The sequence below is a fragment of the Salinibacter sp. genome, from assembly GCF_042218895.1.
Classification (GTDB): Bacteria; Bacteroidota; Rhodothermia; order Rhodothermales; family Salinibacteraceae; genus Salinibacter.
The window spans coordinates 44484-62096 of the sequence record NZ_JBDGQQ010000010.1 but is presented as its reverse complement, the minus strand read 5'-3'; the positions used below and the strand labels follow the sequence as shown (position 1 = coordinate 62096).

Here is a 17613-nt window from a genome sequence, read left to right as displayed (position 1 = left end):
AGCTGAGCGGACCGGTCCAGCCTCCGAAAGAAGGGAAGACGCACAGCAAAAACGAGAGGCTTCCACAGTGCTCGCGGAAAGATAGTGCTGTGACAGGGGCGGCCTGTTACGGCATCCGACTACCGGATCACAGCGGCTTTCTTCAGGACAGAGGAGGCACCGGGCGCCTCGACCCGCACCAGGTAGATCCCCGAGGGGACACGCTCGCCCTGCTGGTTCGTGAGGTCCCACGTCGTGCCCCCAGTGCGACCATTCTTGACCGAGAGCACGTCCACCAGACGCCCCGACGGATGGTAAATGCGCACCGTTGCGGTTCTTGGAAGACCAGCAATCGTCAGGCGGTGGTCATGCTTAGCAAGCTTAACCGGGTTCGGATACACAAAGACGTTGCTGAGATCGTCGGCCGGTTGTGTCAGCCGCACAGTCGCCCCCTCATCCGCCAGGGAGGCACCTTGAGCGCTACGCATCGACGTAACGGCAAGGACTGCTTCCTCGCCCGTTGCTCCTGCCACCACATCGTCGAGAAGAACCGTCACCGTGGTGGGTGTGGAGCCGTTCGCCTGTACGTCTTCGACGAAGCCCCGGGGACGAACGTTGTAGTGCGTGGGGTCCCGGGCCGCATCTCCATCGAGGGGAGCGCTGAACGTGAGGCGGACACGCTGCTCGCCCGTGATCTTTGAGTCCTTGACAAACAATGACGATGTAGAAGGGGCTGGAAGCGAAACAGAAGCCTGCGTGTGGCCAACCGCAAGCCCTGAAGTGTCGGTCACACCGGTCCATGTGAGCGTACTGCTCGTCCCGGCGAGGGTATCTGGGAACCGCAAGAGGAGACCCGTGCCCCCGTTGGCCCGCAGGACCGAACGAGGCGCCCCATGCGACCGCAGTTGGAACTGGTCGGGACGCACTGATCGGGCAAGTGGTTCGGTGAAGCGAAGCCGAACGGTAGCTGGCTCCGGGTAGCTGATCTGCGTGACCGTTGCGGGAGCATGGGGGCGAACCTGCCGGTCAGAAGAGAATGTGGACAGCTGACCATCCCGCCATGCCCGCAGTGCAAACCGCTTGCGTGCAGACCCCTCGACGACAATCGAAGAATCGGAGGTGACCGCCTCACGGCCCAGTGTTGCCCCAGGCGTCCCCGAGTAGACGGTTACTGAGTCGGCCTCTGGGGCCCGCCAGGAGAGGCGACTGGATGACGCCCCTGCAGGACGGGCTCGAACCCACCGGGGCGGCGGCCGACGAAGGCCTGGACGGTTCACGACGTACCGCTGTAGAGAGTCCCCGGAAGAGGACGTCACGAGCGAGGGCGTACCGCTCCCCGTGAAGTCTTCGGCGACGATGGACGGCCCCCGGACCGACGGTCGCATTCGGCGGTGGTGAAGCACGTTCATTTCCCCTTGCTCCGACCTTCCCAAAACGATGAGCGATGGAGGATGCACGATGGCTACCTCTTCAAGGCCATCCCCCGTGAAGTCGGCAGCCGTGAGCCCTCCAGCAGACGGACGGGGACCCGCGACCGGAAGCCGGTAAACCCGCTCGTAGGTGTCGTCCCCGACGGCACGCCAGACGTGGTAGAAGCTGATCGCAGGCTCAAACTCCCCTCCCTCTTGGGACCGCGGGTCGAACGTACTGAATGTCACGAATTCTGGACGGCGATCCCCTAAGATATTTCCTACGGCAAAGCGCGTGTCCGTCCCGAACCGGCGTGTTTCGTAGGTCCAGGCCACCTCGAACTCGTCGTTCCCGGTCGACTCATAGATGACCCAGTTCCCGTCCCGATCCCCCACCAGAAGATCCCGCTGGCCGTCCCCATCAAAGTCGCCAGATGCAGCATTTGGAGACCCGCGCTGCGGCTGGCCGGAGCGAGTCCGGTCCGTTGGGTACTCGAGCTGATCAACCCGTTCAAACCCGGAGTCCCGTCGTTCCAACACTCGCCACTTAGTCCGTGAGGTGTCGTCTTTTTTCCAGTTGCCGACAATCTCCCCCTGGCGGTCGCGGTCCAGATCAGTGAGCAGGGCACCATGGATGGAGGGGCCTTCTCGAGCTCCCGACACGCCAGTCGTGTCCGCATAGGCGATCTGGTTAGGAAGCCCGCCGTCCGCTGTTCGCTGTTCAAGAAGCACAGTAGCCCCTCCGACCTGGAGAAGCAGCTCTTTGCGGCCGTCCAGATTCGTATCGCCCACATCCTTCGGAAAAAGACGGGCGAGCAACGTGTCGGACGACACGAAGCCCGAGGGCGACCACTCAAAAACGCGGAGGGTGTCCGAAAGGCCCCCGTTCCGGGTCTGAGTGAGGACAATTTCGGAGAGCTGGTCACCATCGAAGTCCGTGGAGTGCGGCAGGAGCACCCCGTTCGGCACGTCCGTCTCGGCGCGCCGGAGCAGCGCGGAATTCGATTGGTCGGGCGGAACGGATACCGTCCGCTCGACCTGAGTGTGGAGGCCGCTCCGGTTTGTCAGGGTAATCCGGACCGACGCCGTTCCCCCAAGTCCGCTCTCGTCGGTCCAGAATAATCCTTGGCGGCTCGTTTCGAACTCGCCTTCAACAACATGGGTACCTCCCCGGAGTCGAATTCGCATCCGGGACTGCACCGTGTCGTCGGAAGCCACGTCCGCCAGGACGCCCCAACGGCCATCCACGCGACCTGCCCCGAGGAATTTGACCCGTGCCTCCGGCCGGGTGCGATCAATGACGACACGACGGCGGTCCTCCACGGTCCGACCGTCATCCAGCGTAGTGACGAGGCGAAGTGTGTACGCGCCCTCCGGGAGCGTCGAAACGTTCCATCTGGCTAGCGTGTCGCGGTACGCACGGGTCCCGATAGGCCCCGCGATTGGCACCCAGGGGTCCGGGCGGGCGTCGAGATTTCGCGTTCCCTGGGCGTAGTACAGCGCGTAGTCCTGGAAGCTCGGATCGAGAGCGGTGCCGACCACAGAGACCGGCTCGTTGCCTCGGACTCCCTGGTTGTGCTCCGGGGAAAGCAAGGTTGTCCGGGCCGGATAGGACCGGAGCAGCCCCCGAGCGACATCCAGCCGGCCTGCACCTGTCGTGTGATCCCACGAAACCCCGTCGATGTCGGCGGCCGTGCCTGCGAGTATGCTCTGGATGGAGGTGGGCGACAGGGTCGAATCGACCGATCGGAGCAGAGCCGCGGCACCCGCTACCTGAGGAGCGGAGAACGAAGACCCCGACAGGGATCCGTACAAATCTTTCTGGCGAATGGGCTGATCGTTGAGGACGCGCCTGCGAGGATACAGAGTCGTGAACACGTTCGAGCCGGGGGCTCCAAGATCGGCCCCAATTCCGTGCTGGCTGAAGCTGGGATTGGGCACGTCGTCGCCGTCCTCCGCCAGCCACACCACAGAGATCACCTCGGGATAGTCGGACGGATAGTGCGGAACGTCGACGGCCCCACCGTTGCCGGCCGAAGCCACGACCACCGTTCCCTGATCCACCGCAAACTCAATTGCCTCCTCCAACAGCGGGGCCGCCCGTGAGCGGCCAAACGAGAGGTTTAGAACGTCCACCCCGCGCGACGCTCCGTACACGATAGCAGCGGCGATGTCGTCGGTCCGCCCAAACCCATCTCCGCCAAACGCTCGTAGGGCGACCAGGCGGGTTCGAGGAGCCACCCCGACCATCCCAGCCTGCGGATCGGCCGCCCGTGCCGAGATGACGCCCGCCACGGCCGTTCCGTGAAACGAAAACGCACCTGTCGAGTCCGGAGAAGGATCGGGATCGCGATTCCTATACTCTCCTTCCTTTGCCACACCAGGCCGATCCACGAAGTCGTAGCCGACAACGTCGTCCACGTACCCGTTGCCGCCATCGTCAACTCCGTTTCGGTCACTCGCATCCAGAACGTCGTTGTCGTTGAGGTCCTCCGCCGGATTGCCCTGGAATTGATTAGCAAGATCCGGGTGGCGGAGATAGATGCCAGCGTCCACCACCCCGACGCTAACTGAACGATCGCCCGTGGTCACGTCCCATCCATCAGGTGCCCGAATGACGGAAAGGTGGTCCAGACTGTCCAAGAACGCGTTCTCGGACGAGAGCACGGAGTCGGAGCGTGCCGACGCGGCAATCCGTCCGGGAGAACTGTTCAGCGAGAAGGCAATGTTCGACTGCACGTACCGGACTTCGGACCGCTGACGCAGGCGGCGTCGAACGTTTGCAAGCGCCGTCGAATCACGGAGAACAAGGGTCTGGGCCGGAATGGGAACTGCCTCCGTGCCCCCTTCCTTCTGCGTTGTCCCCGGTATTGAAAAGGTAGGTCGAGACGAACGCACCCCAGCGAGCAGAGAATCCGATCCCGTCTTGGCGGCTGGATTGCGTACCCGCTGTGCGAAGGAAGGAGGGGCATTCTCTGCGAGCCGGACAATTAGCTCGACCGGGGGGGCTTCACCCAGGGAGTCTGTTGTGTTTTGCCCAGCTGCAGGTACGGCCGCAAGGACCAGCAGGCATGCAAGCAGTTTAACATGCAATAACAGACATTGAATGGGGCAAGCTCTCACTGGTCTCAGATCACAAGCAATTCCTTTGAAGCATGCGTGAGGTTATCGCAACCATCCGGACGGAGAACGACAATATCTTCGATTCGGACCCCGAAATTTTCCTCCGGTACGTAGATGCCGGGTTCGATGGTCACGCACGTTCCTTCAGGGAGTTCATGGTCGACCGAGTGAGAGACGCGTGGCCACTCATGAACCTCCAGGCCAATGCCGTGCCCAAGACCGTGGGAGAACGCTTCCCCAAAGCCTGCCTCCTCAAGCACATCTCGGGCAAGCCCATCCAGCTCTTTTCCAGTCATGCCGGCTCGGGCTGCCGACAACGCGGCTTCCTGGGCCTGTAGCACAACCTCGTATCCCTCCTGGGCCGCGGAGCTCGGGGTCCCGACCGCTAGGGTCCGTGTCATGTCGGAGGCATATCCCTGCCGGTAACAACCCATATCCACGACCACTAGGTCTCCCTCTCGAAGCGGCCGGTCCGTGGGACGGGCATGGGGACGTGCCGCGTTCGGGCCGGAAGCCACGATGGGGTCGAACGACATCGAGTCGGCCCCTTGCTTGAGGTGACGATACACAATTTCGGCCCCCACCTCCCGTTCCGTCATCCCCGGTTCGAGGAGCGCAGGCAGGTCATCAAACACGGACTCGGTAATCGACTGGGCGGCACGAATACGCTGGACCTCGTATTCCTCCTTAGAGGCAACAAGCGGCGTCAAGACCTCGAAGACCGGGGTCCACTGCACCGAATCGTGGGTGTCGGCAAGTTTCTCCCGTGTTGCGACACTCACAGATTCAGCCTGAAAGGCGACCTCCGAAAACCGATCCAACAGTTCCTCTTCGGCGATATGCTTAGACAAACCGTCCTGCGCAATGTGAACCGTGGCCCCTTCGACCTCAGAACGTGCCTGTTCGGTGTACCGTCCATCTGTCACGAAGTGAGACGCGTCCGGTCCCACGATGAGAATGCCATTCGACCCCGTAAAGCCACAGGTCCAGCGGATGTCGGGAAGAGACGTAAGATACAATGCATCGGCGTCGAGATCCTCAAGTCGTTTCCGAGCCTTCGAGAGACGGTTGGCCATCGGCGGCGATGAGTTGGGGGCAAGTCGTGCCGTTTACTCTCCTCCCTTCGCGGGACCGGAGTAGTAATTTGGAGATTCCTTGGTGATCTCCACATCGTGTGGATGGCTCTCCCGACGTCCCGCCGCGGTGGTTCGGACAAATTGCGACGACTCGTACAGCTCCTGAGTCGTTTCGCATCCGCAGTACCCCATCGCGGCCTGTAGTCCTCCTTTCATCTGGTGGACGACTTCGCTGAGGGTGCCACTGTACGGAACGCGTCCCTCTACGCCTTCCGGCACGAGCTTTCGCAAGTCGTCTTCCGCGTCCTGAAAATACCGGTCCTTGCTCCCGTCGTCCATGGCTTCCACCGATCCCATCCCCCGGTAGCTCTTATACTTGCGCCCTTCATAGATAATCGTTTCGCCAGGACTTTCCTCGACGCTCGCAAACAAACTGCCGATCATGACAGCACTCGCCCCGGCGGCGAGAGCCTTGGGGATGTCGCCGGTTTGTTTGATGCCTCCATCTGCAATAACGGGAATACCGTCCGGACGGGCCTCCTGAGCGCACTCCATGATAGCCGTGAGTTGGGGAACGCCGACCCCCGCAACGACCCGCGTCGTGCAGATGGAGCCGGGTCCGATGCCGACCTTGACACAGTCGACCCCAGCCTCGATGAGTGCGCGCGTTCCGTCGGCGGTGCCCACGTTGCCGGCGACGATGTCCACCTCTCCGGCGAACCGCGAAGAGATGGCCCGGACGGTCTCCAGCACACCTTCAGCGTGGCCGTGGGCGGTATCCACGACAACGAAGTCGACTCCTACCTCAACGAGAGCCGCTACCCGGTCCATCACCTTCGGCGTCACGCCCACCGCCGCCCCAACGCGAAGGCGGCCGTGGTCGTCCTTACAGGCGTCCGGATGCTTGCGCCGTTTGCGAATATCTTTGAATGTGATGAGGCCCTTCAGGTATCCCTCATCGTCGACGACCGGCAGCTTTTCAATCTTGTGCTTCTGGAGGATCTCGACGGCCTCGTCCAGGGTCGTGCCCACGGGCACGGTCACGAGGTCCTCCGCGGTCATCATCTCCTTGATTGGGGTGTCGCCCTGAAGTTCGAACCGCACGTCCCGGTTTGTCACGATGCCCACGAGCTTATCCGACTCGTTCACAACCGGGATGCCCCCAATCGAGTAGTGGCTCATCATGTTGCGGGCATCCCGCACCGTGTCGTGCGGAGAGATGGTGATTGGGTCGAGAATCATGCCGTTCTCCGAGCGCTTCACCCGCCGCACCTGCTCGGCCTGCTGTTCGATCGACAGGTTTTTGTGCAGCACACCGGCTCCTCCCTGCCGGGCCAGTGCGATGGCCATATCGGCCTCCGTGACCGTGTCCATGGCGGCCGACAGGATGGGAACGTTCAGTTTGATGCGTTCGGTGAGCCAGGAAGAAGTGTCGGTCTCACGGGGCATGACACTAGAGTGCCCCGGAACCAGAAGCACGTCGTCGTAGGTCAGGCCCTCCGCCCTAATCTTATCGTCGACTGCAGCGTCGAGGGCACCATTCGTCACGGTCTGTTCCATGGGTAGAAAAGGGTTAGGTCAAATCAACGCGGTCGTAGAGGGTGCGGACCTCTCCTGATTCTAGGCGGCGCCACTCGCCCCGCTGGAGAGCACCAGTCGTGAGGGTGGCATACTTTGCGCGCTCAAGTTGAACAACATCGTGGCCGAGCGTCTCCATCATCCGGCGAATCTGCCGATTGCGTCCCTCATGGACCTCAAGGGCGATGTCGGTCTTTCCTTGGGGGTCGAGATAGGCAACCCGGTCGGCGGCGGCCTCGCCGTCGGACAGCTCAACCCCCCGCTGAAGGTGGTCAAGTTCGTGGGGTTTCACCCGCTTCTGAGCCCGGACGTAGTAGATTTTCGGAATCTCGTACCGGGGATGGGTGAGCCGATGCGCAAGGTCTCCATCGTTGGTCAACAGGAGGACCCCGGTAGTATTCCGATCCAGCCGCCCGACCGGAAACAGCCCAGAGGGATTGTCGTCCGGCACCCCAACGACATCGAGAACGGTCTGCCGGCCCCTCGGATCGTCTGTAGTGCTGATCGTGTCTTTCGGCTTGTTCAAAAGCACGTACTCGAACTCGAGCGGGTATACTTCCTCCCCGTCTACCGTTACGGTCTGGCCCTCCGTTACACGGGTGCCATGCTGGGTAACTGTACGCCCATCGATTTTGACGCGCCCCTGTTCCACGAGACGATCGGCGTCCCGACGAGAGCAGACACCGGAATGCGAGATGTACTTATTGATCCGCATGCCTTCCCGTCCGGTATGTTCACCAGTAGAGACCATCGTTGGGATGCAGGAGTGAAAATTTCGAGGGCGTACGTCGACCCGAGCCCCGGACCTGTCGTGGACGGCGATCAGTCTTCTTCGGATCCATCCGGTTGGGCACCTTCAGGACGGGGGTCTTGGTCGAGCATGTCGATCGAGACTTCCTCCTCCCGGTCCAGTTGGAGGAGCCTGACCCGCTCGTCGTCGAACGCCGGATCGTCAAGCAGATCTTCCACCTCACGGAGGGTCGGTAGGTCGTCCAACGAGTCGAGTCCAAACTGCTCGAGAAAACGATTGGTCGTGCTATACAGCAGAGGCCGGCCGACGGAGTCGGCGCGGCCCTCAACGCTCACCAGATCCATTTCGAGGAGTTTTCGGATCGCGTAGTCTGAGTTGACGCCCCGCACGAAGTCGACCTCCGGGCGCGTCACCGGCTGGCGGTACGCGATGATCGAAAGCGTTTCCATGAGCGAGCGGGAGAGACTTACCTCCTGCTCGTCGACGAACAGGGTTTTCACGAAGGGAGCGAGCGACGACCGGGTCGCCATGCGATAGCCCCCCGCCCATCGTTTGATCACGAGCGCCCGTCCCTGATCCTCGTAGGCCTCGTTCAAACGCCCCACGGCCGCCGAAACCTCATCCTCGGACGGCTGAGTTCGTCCAGTGACCTCGGCGACGATCTCCGCGATGCGGTCGGCGGGCACCGACTCATCAGCCGCAAAGATGATGGCCTCAGCCGCTTCCTCAAGCGTAAACTCTCCGGATGCAACCTCCCTCCCATTCTCCCGCTCGGTCACCGCCTCGTGGGGCGGATGATCATGATCGGTGGGCACGTCGCCATCGGACATGAGCGCTACGGAGGTACCAATCAATCGTAAAACGAGGGCCCTGCTTTAGCCTGTCCCACGTAGGTGGAGCGGGGATTCAGGTGATAGACTGAAATGAGGAGGGCAACCCATCGCCTCCATCAGAGCTCGCAGGATCCGGTCGTGATGGAGCATCGGCCGGCGGCTGTTCATCTGTGCAGTACGCCTCGAAGGCCTCAACGAGATCCTGAGCGATGACGTCCGCGTTCCGGCCTTCAATATGCTTGCGCTCTACCACGTAGACGGGTTGACCGTCGCGGAAGAGGGCAAAAAACGGCGAGGACGGGGGGATGCCGGGAAGATACTCGCGGGCACGCTCTGTGGCCTCCAGGTCCTGCCCCGCGAACACAGTGGTGTACCGATCGGGCTGGGGCTCGGTCCCTTTCGCCTTCGCTACGGCGGGCCGTGCGTTGCCCGCAGCACACCCGCAGACAGAATTGATGACGAGGAGCATGGTCTCGTCCTGGGCCTTCTCGAAGGCCGCATCGACCTCGTCGGTCGTCGTCAGTTCCTCAACGCCGAGCTGCGTGAGTTCTTCGCGCATCGGCTCGACCATTTGCTTGGGGTACGGCATGGGGAAGAAAAGCATTCCTGACGGGATTGACGCGAGACCCTCTGGCAAGCATTAGAGGGCGTATCAATTTTTCAACGACCGTACGACCCCGGTGATCCTGTTCGCAGGTCCAGGAGGGACAGTTCCCCTCCCAAAGAGAAAACCCGGACCCCCACCAAAGGGCCGGGTTTTGGGAGAAGTGTATCCCATCAAGAAATGCGAAGAGTAGACGCCCGAGCCTCTTTGACGTTACGTGATCTTCCACTTCTTAACACGAGCTACATTCGATTGCGGAGCAGGAGCCCTGCCCGCTGCAGACCGGAGTAATCACGTAATCGTTCTTTCCGAGCAACCCTGCAGACGGGGCCTCTTCGCCCACGAGGGAGGTCATGGTAGGCTCCTCAATTGGAGGAAGGCGGACGTGTAGAGCGACAGAGACCCAGTGAGACACGGCAAGTCTCAGTCCTACTCCACGAGCTTTCCGTACTCGGAAGAGTGGGAAGGATCAATCTGAACGAGCAGACTGTGGGCTCGGCTACTCAAATCACTCTTCGCGAAGAGCGCCGTGAGTTCCTCATACTTCGTAGAGAAAAAGAGATCGAGTGCGTAGGATCCGGAGAGCTTCTGATTCAGCGAACGCAAGCTCTTCAGCACGTCGAGAGCCGTCTTGCGGGCGGCACTTGTTTCCTTGACAAACCGGTCTAGCACCTTCCGGTGATACTTGTAGTAGACCCGACGCAGGGCCTTGTGCCGCTGATCGAGGAGATTTGAAATCAGCTTCGCCCGGTTCTGCTGTACTCCGACTGACGACCATCCCGGGTCGCCCGTGTCTTCGGCCTGGGAGGATACAGTGCGTGCCTTTTCGAAGTACGGAGTTCCCCCGAGGGGACTGAAGGTGTCGTAATCGTACCCAAGAATAAGGTAGGCGTAGAAGTCTAGTACGGACGTGAGCGAATCGTACTGGTCCAGATCGAATCGGAAGGTCTTTCCTCGGCTGTACTCAAATCGCCAGGACGTGTCGTTGACGCGAAGCACCACAGTAGACTGCGCGGTTCCGTAAATGGGCCGACGGGACGTCACGATGAGTTGCGCCTTGAATTCGGATAGACTGACGGACTCCGAGATGACAATCTGCATCGAACAGGAGATCCGCTCGTGCGGTCGGTACTGATCATCTGTCCAGCGTCGCCGATTGAGGTATTCCTGCACCTGCTGCTCCAGGTCATCCAGAAACGAGAATTCGGACCCACTCAGCTGTGAACGATCAACCTGGACGCGACAGTCAAGCTCCTGGCCCACCGCTGGACCCGCAATGATCCCCATTGCCAGCAAGGCGACAAAACACGAGGTCTTGAGCTTCCGGCCCACGATCGCTACCAGAGGACGCTTTGACACCAGTGAAAAGGATGTCCTGCTATCCCAGAGAACCCGCGAGGTTTCTGCGGCGACGCCCGGCCACGTCGCATCACCGGACATGTTTGTGCCACCCGGCACAGCGGCGACGCCCGGCATGCTCGCAGATGTTGACATTTTCTTCACGATGACCTATTGTGAAAATCCACCTCTTTGGATGCGTTTCTATTTTTCCCAATGCATCGCTTCTTGGAGGTTTTCCTCATCGGGGTGGTGATGGGTCCGATCGTGGTCGCCCCCTCCTCGGGCCAGTCGTCCTACGATCTCTATGGACACGGGCGAGCCTCCGGGCTCGGGTACGCATCGACCGCTCTCGTGAGCAGCGGCGCGAACGCGAATCCGGCCGCAGGGGCACAACATCGTCGACGCCTGGTGTCCTTTTACGCCCGGCAGAGCTTCGGCATTGCGGCGCTACGGTATGGGTCCTTGCACGTGTCGTGGCCCCAGGAGTGGGGGGTCTTTTCAGGGGGCGCAAGCACGTTCGGGAACGATGCGTACCGTGAACTCCACTACAGCTTGGGATTCGCCCGTCGTCTCAACATCGGAACCTCGCGGTTCCTGTACGCGGGCGCAGTCGGTCGGTACTACCACACTCACATCGAAGGATACGGGAGTGCAGGGGCGTTTGGCCTTCACCTCGGACTTCTCGTGTCGCTCCTTCCCTCCCTTCAGTTTGGGGTCCAGGCCACAAACGTCAACGGACCGGCCCTTACCGACGGGGAGGAGTTGCCTCAAACGCTGGCGGTCGGGCTCCGATACCGGGCGAGTTCTCGACTACTCGTGGTTGCGGACGTGTTCAAGGACATCGCCTTTCCTGCGGCCGTACGGGGCGGTCTGGAGGTTCGTCCCGTACCTGTGCTCGCACTTCGGGCGGGCGTGACGACCGCCCCGGTGCGCTTCACAGGTGGGGCTGGGATTCGACTGGATCCGGTTCGCGTCCACATTGCTGCCGAGCAGCATCAGGAACTCGGATGGTCCCCTTCCGCGTCGCTCGAGGTGCAATGGTAACCAGGGATCGCCATGACTCTTACAAACGCCAGTTGGACTGGAGCGGTGCTGCTTCTTCTCATCGCGGTGGGCCCTCCGACCGGGCAGACCCAACCCCGGGCGGATTCCACACGTCAAGACACGACGCAGGTCCTCGGGCGGCTCGAGCCACTGCTGGACTCGTTTGCCTCGACCGATCAGTCTGCTCGCCAGCTCTCTGAACAGTTCACGGCGTTGGCGAACCATCCGCTGAAGCTCAATCAGGCCTCCGCTACGGAGCTGTCCTTCCTCCCTGGACTTTCATCCGGACAGGCGCACCGAATTGTCCGCTATCGCACGAAGCACGGACCATTTGAGGAGATGACGGAGCTCCAAGCCCTCGACGGAATCACGTCTGCCACGTTGCGATCGATACGCCCTTTTTTGACGGTTGCCTCCTCTTCCTCCACCGCGGCCAATCGCGTTTTTCCGTCACTACAAACGATCACGTCCAACCTTGAGCTCGACGTGATCCAGCGGTTCACTCGTCGCCTAGACTTGGGGCGGGGCTACAGGGAAGGTCGCTTTCTCGGACCGCCAGGTCGCCTCACCTCTCGCTTACGCCTCAATTACAAGCGCCGCCTGCAATTGGCCCTGACGCTCGACAAGGATCCGGGGGAGCCGGTCCGGTGGGCCCCGTCGACCAACACGTATGGATTTGACCACGTCACGGGGAGCCTCGCGCTTCAGGATTTCGGGATTGTAAAAACCCTCGTGCTCGGAGATTTTTCGGCCCAGTTTGGACAGGGGGTCGCGATGTGGCAGGGAATTCGGTTCGGGAAGGGTCGGGATCCAGTCTCTCCGGTCCTTCGAAGCGGACGCGGCATTTCCCCCTACAAATCGGCGTCGGAACGCGGCTTTTTCCGCGGAGTCGGCGTCACCCTGGCGCTTCCCGAAAACGTTGTTCTGACAGGGTTCGCCTCTCGTCGGCTCCGAGACGCGTCTCTAGACTCCTCAGACGTGCGCGCGCCTACCAGCGGGCCCGTTCCGGCGCGGACTTTGTCTGGTGGAGGACGCCACCGCACCCCCAGCGAGCTCGCCCGGAAGGACACCTTTGGGGAAACGACAATCGGTGGGGCAGTCGAGTACCGAACCCCCTCGTTGCACGTGGGGCTCAACGGATACTGGGGACAGTTCGACCGCCCCCTTCGCCCTGGAGACGAGGCGTACCGGCGGTTCCGGGTGTCCGGTTGGCAGACGTCGATGGTGAGCATGTACTCGACCGCGTACTGGGGCGATTACGTTCTCTTCGGAGAGGTGGCCCGAAGCGCAGAGGGCGTACTTGGGGGAGTCGCAGGGGCGGCCCTGGACGAGGGTGAGACCGTTCGGGCTGTCCTGCTGGGACGATACTATCCGGCCCGGCTCTCCCCCTTTTACGGCAACGCTTTCGGGGAGAGCAGCGGGGCCCAGAACGAAGTCGGCGTGTATATGGGAGTCCAGATCCGGGTCGCGGAGGACTGGCGCGTCGGGGCCTACTTTGACCAGTACCGCTTTCCGTGGCTTCGTTTTAACGTTCCTCGCCCCTCGACCGGCTGGGAGACGCGCGCTGTCCTCGAGTATACGCCTCGGCCATGGCTGTCCACCTATCTCCAGCTACGCGCACAGTCCGAGGAGGAGGGCGCCGAGCAGTCCGGTCCAGGCGGACGCGTGCTGGAGGGGGTGCAAAGGGAGCGGCGCTACTCGGGCCGTTGGCACACCGAGTATGTGTTCAGCGACGCGTTGACGCTTCGAACGCGCCTGGAGGTCTCTCTTCACTCTACCCCGGAGCAAACATCGAACGGCATTTTTCTCTCACAGGGACTTCGCCTGACCCCCACTCCCTCCCTCCAAATCGACGCCCGAGTCGCGTTTTTCGACACCGAAGGCTACCCGGCACGGATCTACGCATACGAGCACGATCTGCTATATAGCTTTTCGGTCCCAGTTTTCTTCGATCAAGGACGCCGCTCGTATATCCTTGCCGAGTACGAACTGGCCTCGTCACTGACCCTCGAGTTCAAATACGGGGTTACACGCTACACGAACCGATCCACGATCGGATCTGGATTGAATCAAGTGGATGGGCGACGCCGTCGGGAGGTGCGTGCCCAGGTCCGGTGGGAATTCTGAAAACTATCAGGGGATCCGAGATCAGAGGCTGTGGACAATCGCGCACATGGCCTCCCAAATTCAAGCCTCGAGTTCTCCGTGCTGGCATACTCTTTGATTCAGTAGGACAATGCCAGGGTCGAGGAGAAACCTTTTGGATCCTCGAACTGGCATGCTCATTCGTTCTACAGGACGAGTGTCTATTAAACACGTCCGCCAAGAGAGAAATTGAGGCCCTTCTGGTTTTCCCACCATGCCCCACGGAGTTACTATGACCCCCTCGGAGAACCCACGTATTTTGGCCGTAGAGGACAATTCAGAAACGCAGCTTCTTCTGGAGCACCTCTTGAAGGGCTCCTATGAGATTGACGTAGTTCCTGGCGTTGAGGGAGCAATGGAGGCTGTAGAGCACAGTACCTACGATGTTCTTCTCCTCGACATCAACCTCAGCGACGAGGAAACCGGAACGGAGCTTCTTCACCGTATCCGGGAGCGCGACGAGATGAGTGATGCGGCCGCCGTGGCCCTTACTGCCTATGCCATGCCCGGGGATCGCGAGGATTTTCTCACGAAAGGATTCGACGGGTACGTGAGCAAGCCCTTCACCCGGGACGACCTAACTCAGGCGATCGAGGCAACCCTCAACCCGGCCTGAAAGGACTCGGTCGGTAAAAAATACAAAATGCCCAGGACCGATCAGTCCTCGGGCACTTGCCAGGTCGCGGAGGGGGAACTTCAATTCATGCACGTGGCCTTCAACGTCTCCCGGCGATCAGAGAGTGTTTCTCGCCACTCCGACTCGTTGACCAACTCGTCGCCTTTAAAGTACTCCCACTCGTCCACACTGTCATCGGATACCACGATCGAGTTGGTCATGTGGGCAACACGCTTAAGGATGGGTGACGTCCCCATCTGGTGAACGAAGGTTATGGTACATTCCCCGCCGGATGACGTTTCCTTCACCGACAGCCAGTTGTCCCCGCAGACCTGGCAACTGTAGAAGCGCGACTCCTGCTCGCCTCCCTGCAGATTGAGGTTCTCCTTTTCTTCGTCTTCGAAGACGACTTGCATCGGGCGGAGGCTGTCACACCCACAGGTCTTGCACATCCTTTTTTCCATGATGCGTGATATGCTGTAGTTCAGACTCCCATTCATCTGGAAAACGAAGGGCGTCCTCAGAGGTTCGCCCTCCAAGTCGTTTGAGGCCGAACGCTGCACGACTTTCCCGTCGAAAGCAGGACTTCACGACTCTTTTTCGAGGTGCCTGACCAAATGCCCGGGCTCTTAGTGTGCATCGGGGCCGACCCAAAGTTTGCCCTCAACTTTCCCCCGGTGCAGACCTTTGCATACGAGCCGCGAAGAGGCTTTCCTTCACCCGCTGCCCGCTCAGTCTCATGACCATTACGCTAGAGGCCCGATGGTTTGGAGATGCTCCTCCTCCCCGCTCCCTTCAGGATTGGATCGGGCAACTTGACCCCGAGACCCATGAAACGTGGACAGACTTTTATCTCCTCAGCGAGGATCCCGGCCTAAACCTGAAGGCCCGGGACAATAAGATCCAGGTGAAGCGTCGTCTCGCAGGGCCGACCGCCTGCACCTTCGGACCCGGAGTTTCGGGCCACTACGAGCAGTGGGTCAAGTGGAGCTTCGATCGGGAGACCGAGGGAGCGGGTCCATGGAGTGAGAACTCGACGGGCTTGTGGATCCCCACCAGGAAGACACGCCATCAACGCACGTTCGATGCTGAGGCACAGTCGATGCTTGCTTCTGCCCTTCCCATCCACCCCGCCGTCAAGGTGAAGATGGAACTGACGACCTTCGTCGTGTCTGAGAAGGAGGCCTGGACCCTTTGTCTCGAGACGGAGGGGCCGCCGGAAGGACTCGCTGACACCCTTTCTGCTGCGGGGGAAGCTCTACTCGACGCCGATTTTCCAGTGCCCCTTGCGGCAGACCAGTCGTTGGGCTACGTGCGCTGGCTCCAGCGGCATCCAGAGGTGCAACCCCGCCCCATCCCTGAACTACTCGTTACTAAGCCCGAGTGATCACCCCTCTCTCATAAAGAGGACTCCGCCCAACAGTGCTGAGCGAAGTCTGAAAAAGCGGTGGGGGAGGGATTCGAACCCCCGGGACCCGTGAGGGCCCTCCGGTTTTCGAGACCGGTGCATTCAGCCAGGCTCTGCCACCCCACCGTCGGGAATGCACGGTTTGCACACCGCGCACGTCAACATGTTCAAAAGCGGTCTACATGACCACCCGCGGCTCGTTCCATCCTGACCCAGATCCAGTCTCAAAAAGGGCGTGAAGGGGCATCAGCCGGCCGAAGAGCCGTCTCAACCTGTCCGTGATCGTAGAAATGGAGTTCTGTGCCTGGGAACTCTGGGGCCCGGATCCGGGATCTTGGCCGTTCTGCGCGCGGCTTGGCTTTCCTAGCGCGGGGCACCTACATGATAAGCCACGCCCGGACGGGTCTCTGCTTCCAGTTCTGCCCCGGCTTGGCGGGACAGGAAGGACGCTATCGGCGCCTCTTTGGGGTGAACCGCGATTTGAGCACCCGCTCGACTTTCGTGCTGTTCCCGGCGTGGGTGAGCATGATGTTTCCCTTTTGATAGTAGAACGGCGGAGACCCGGCACTTGGGCTCTTGCGGCTGATTGTCATTGCGGCGTAGATCGAGCTCGGGAACTCATAGACCCGGAGGTTGTCCCCCACGCTGGTATTGAGAACCAGCGCATCCCGTGCATAATTAACCGGAAGCCGCCGTCCCGGGGTCACGGAGAGGCCGTGGTCGCGAAGCAGTTTGATCACCTGGTTGATCGTCAGCGTCTGAGAGGAACCTCCCGACTGTCCGGCCCCAGCGCATCCTGAGAGGCCGGACACGAGAAGGAAAAGCATGGCCGCGGATGCCAACCGGCGAAGCGTGTAGGGCAAGGCAGCGAAGGGGGGCATGGCAGTACTGTATCGCATGGCAAGTGCGATGTGTGCTGAAGTTAGGTTGAGACGAAGTCTGTGCCAGGACGACTGGTGACAGCCGAATACAAGCAGTACGCAGTGCTCATCCGTCTTTTCCCCCTTATCCGAGTCCATCTCCATTCCCCTCCCTCGACCGGACACGTGCGGAGGTCTCCGCATCTCGGCTCTCTAGACCGCCGTGTTCGGCCGACAGGACGACCGGTTCTGTCGTCGGGATTGCCGCGAGGAGAACGCGCCCCCGGAAGTCTGTTGGTAAGAGGAGGCGTGAAGCCAGGAAGAATACAGAGCACTGGAACACGTCTCTCGGCACTGAGATGTTACGACCAAAGCAGCCGGTTGGACAGGCGATCACCCCAGTGTGCTTTTCATATTTTTCTTGAATGCCCCGGGACCGATTTTTGTGTTCTAAAAAGGGTGCCTGCTCGTTCCGGGAAGCTTTTTCTATGTCCACCCGCCCGGTGGCGACTCGCGCGCCGGGCCGACCACCTGCCAGTCCCGCCCGCCGTAAGCAGTCGTCTACCGTCGGTAACGACCTACCGACGGTGCAAGCACAGCTCCATCACCAGGGTCGCAAGCGCTACCGATTCGCTACAGGCCCAGACGGGACCCCCAAGGGTCTCGGCAAGGGGGTCTACTCCGCCTGCTGGCCGAGAAGGCTGGGCGTTTGCCTCGCACCAGTTGCCGAGAGGCACACAGCGGTTTGCGACTGTCTGCCTTTTTCCAAGCTCGGCCTCGGTGTCGAGTTTAATCAATCACACCCCAGGCGTTCGACGACTCATCCGCAGGGGCCGCATGGCCGGT

The 17613-nt window shown here is 61.0% G+C and carries 13 protein-coding genes and 1 tRNA gene; 4 read left to right on the top strand and 10 right to left on the bottom strand.

Features of this window, described 5'->3' with window-relative positions:
* Nucleotides 1–119 precede the first annotated feature (119 nt).
* The 7 genes from ABEL04_RS01025 to ABEL04_RS00995 all read right to left on the bottom strand — a co-directional run bounded on the left by ABEL04_RS01025 (nucleotide 120) and on the right by ABEL04_RS00995 (nucleotide 10712).
* Nucleotides 120–4286, bottom strand: coding sequence for a S8 family serine peptidase (locus ABEL04_RS01025; protein WP_375800511.1), 4167 nt, complete (start codon nucleotides 4284–4286; stop codon nucleotides 120–122).
* A gap of 230 nt (nucleotides 4287–4516) precedes the next feature.
* Nucleotides 4517–5587 (bottom strand): M24 family metallopeptidase, encoded by a 1071-nt coding sequence (locus tag ABEL04_RS01020; RefSeq protein WP_375800510.1) that lies wholly within the window; start codon nucleotides 5585–5587, stop codon nucleotides 4517–4519.
* 33 nt (nucleotides 5588–5620) lie between these two features.
* Nucleotides 5621–7147, bottom strand: a complete 1527-nt coding sequence (gene guaB, locus ABEL04_RS01015; protein WP_375800509.1) for an IMP dehydrogenase — start codon at nucleotides 7145–7147, stop codon at nucleotides 5621–5623.
* Nucleotides 7148–7160: 13 nt separating this feature from the next.
* Nucleotides 7161–7880 carry a pseudouridine synthase gene (locus ABEL04_RS01010; protein WP_375800508.1) on the bottom strand — a complete coding sequence of 240 codons (720 nt, stop codon included), beginning with the start codon at nucleotides 7878–7880 and terminating at the stop codon, nucleotides 7161–7163.
* Nucleotides 7881–7987: 107 nt separating this feature from the next.
* Nucleotides 7988–8746, bottom strand: a complete 759-nt coding sequence (gene scpB / locus ABEL04_RS01005; RefSeq protein WP_375800507.1) for an SMC-Scp complex subunit ScpB — start codon at nucleotides 8744–8746, stop codon at nucleotides 7988–7990.
* Nucleotides 8747–8822: 76 nt separating this feature from the next.
* The gene (locus ABEL04_RS01000) at nucleotides 8823–9338 is read right to left on the bottom strand and encodes a BrxA/BrxB family bacilliredoxin (protein ID WP_375800506.1); all 516 of its coding nucleotides are present in this window, start codon (nucleotides 9336–9338) and stop codon (nucleotides 8823–8825) included.
* A gap of 444 nt (nucleotides 9339–9782) precedes the next feature.
* Nucleotides 9783–10712, bottom strand: coding sequence for a DUF4835 family protein (locus ABEL04_RS00995; RefSeq protein ID WP_375800505.1), 930 nt, complete (start codon nucleotides 10710–10712; stop codon nucleotides 9783–9785).
* A gap of 195 nt (nucleotides 10713–10907) precedes the next feature.
* Between ABEL04_RS00995 and ABEL04_RS00990 the strand changes: the two genes are divergently transcribed.
* The 3 genes from ABEL04_RS00990 (at nucleotide 10908) to ABEL04_RS00980 (ending at nucleotide 14499) form a co-directional block, all read left to right on the top strand.
* Nucleotides 10908–11738, top strand: coding sequence for a hypothetical protein (locus tag ABEL04_RS00990; protein WP_375800504.1), 831 nt, complete (start codon nucleotides 10908–10910; stop codon nucleotides 11736–11738).
* Between the two features lie 12 nt (nucleotides 11739–11750).
* Complete coding sequence (locus ABEL04_RS00985) at nucleotides 11751–13865, top strand: ComEA family DNA-binding protein (RefSeq protein WP_375800503.1); 2115 nt, start codon at nucleotides 11751–11753, stop codon at nucleotides 13863–13865.
* Nucleotides 13866–14115: 250 nt separating this feature from the next.
* Entirely contained in the window at nucleotides 14116–14499 is a 384-nt protein-coding gene (locus tag ABEL04_RS00980) for a response regulator (protein WP_375800502.1), read from the top strand.
* 80 nt (nucleotides 14500–14579) lie between these two features.
* Here the strand turns inward: ABEL04_RS00980 and ABEL04_RS00975 are convergent, their stop codons facing one another.
* Nucleotides 14580–15062, bottom strand: a complete 483-nt coding sequence (locus ABEL04_RS00975) for a hypothetical protein (protein ID WP_375800501.1) — start codon at nucleotides 15060–15062, stop codon at nucleotides 14580–14582.
* Between the two features lie 176 nt (nucleotides 15063–15238).
* Here ABEL04_RS00975 and ABEL04_RS00970 point away from each other — a divergent pair, with 176 nt between their 5' ends.
* The gene (locus tag ABEL04_RS00970) at nucleotides 15239–15886 is read left to right on the top strand and encodes a hypothetical protein (protein ID WP_375800500.1); all 648 of its coding nucleotides are present in this window, start codon (nucleotides 15239–15241) and stop codon (nucleotides 15884–15886) included.
* A gap of 58 nt (nucleotides 15887–15944) precedes the next feature.
* Here ABEL04_RS00970 and ABEL04_RS00965 read toward each other — a convergent pair.
* Nucleotides 15945–16033: transfer RNA gene (locus tag ABEL04_RS00965), tRNA-Ser, on the bottom strand.
* 323 nt (nucleotides 16034–16356) lie between these two features.
* Nucleotides 16357–16806 carry a hypothetical protein gene (locus tag ABEL04_RS00960; RefSeq protein WP_375800499.1) on the bottom strand — a complete coding sequence of 150 codons (450 nt, stop codon included), beginning with the start codon at nucleotides 16804–16806 and terminating at the stop codon, nucleotides 16357–16359.
* Nucleotides 16807–17613: the final 807 nt, after the last annotated feature.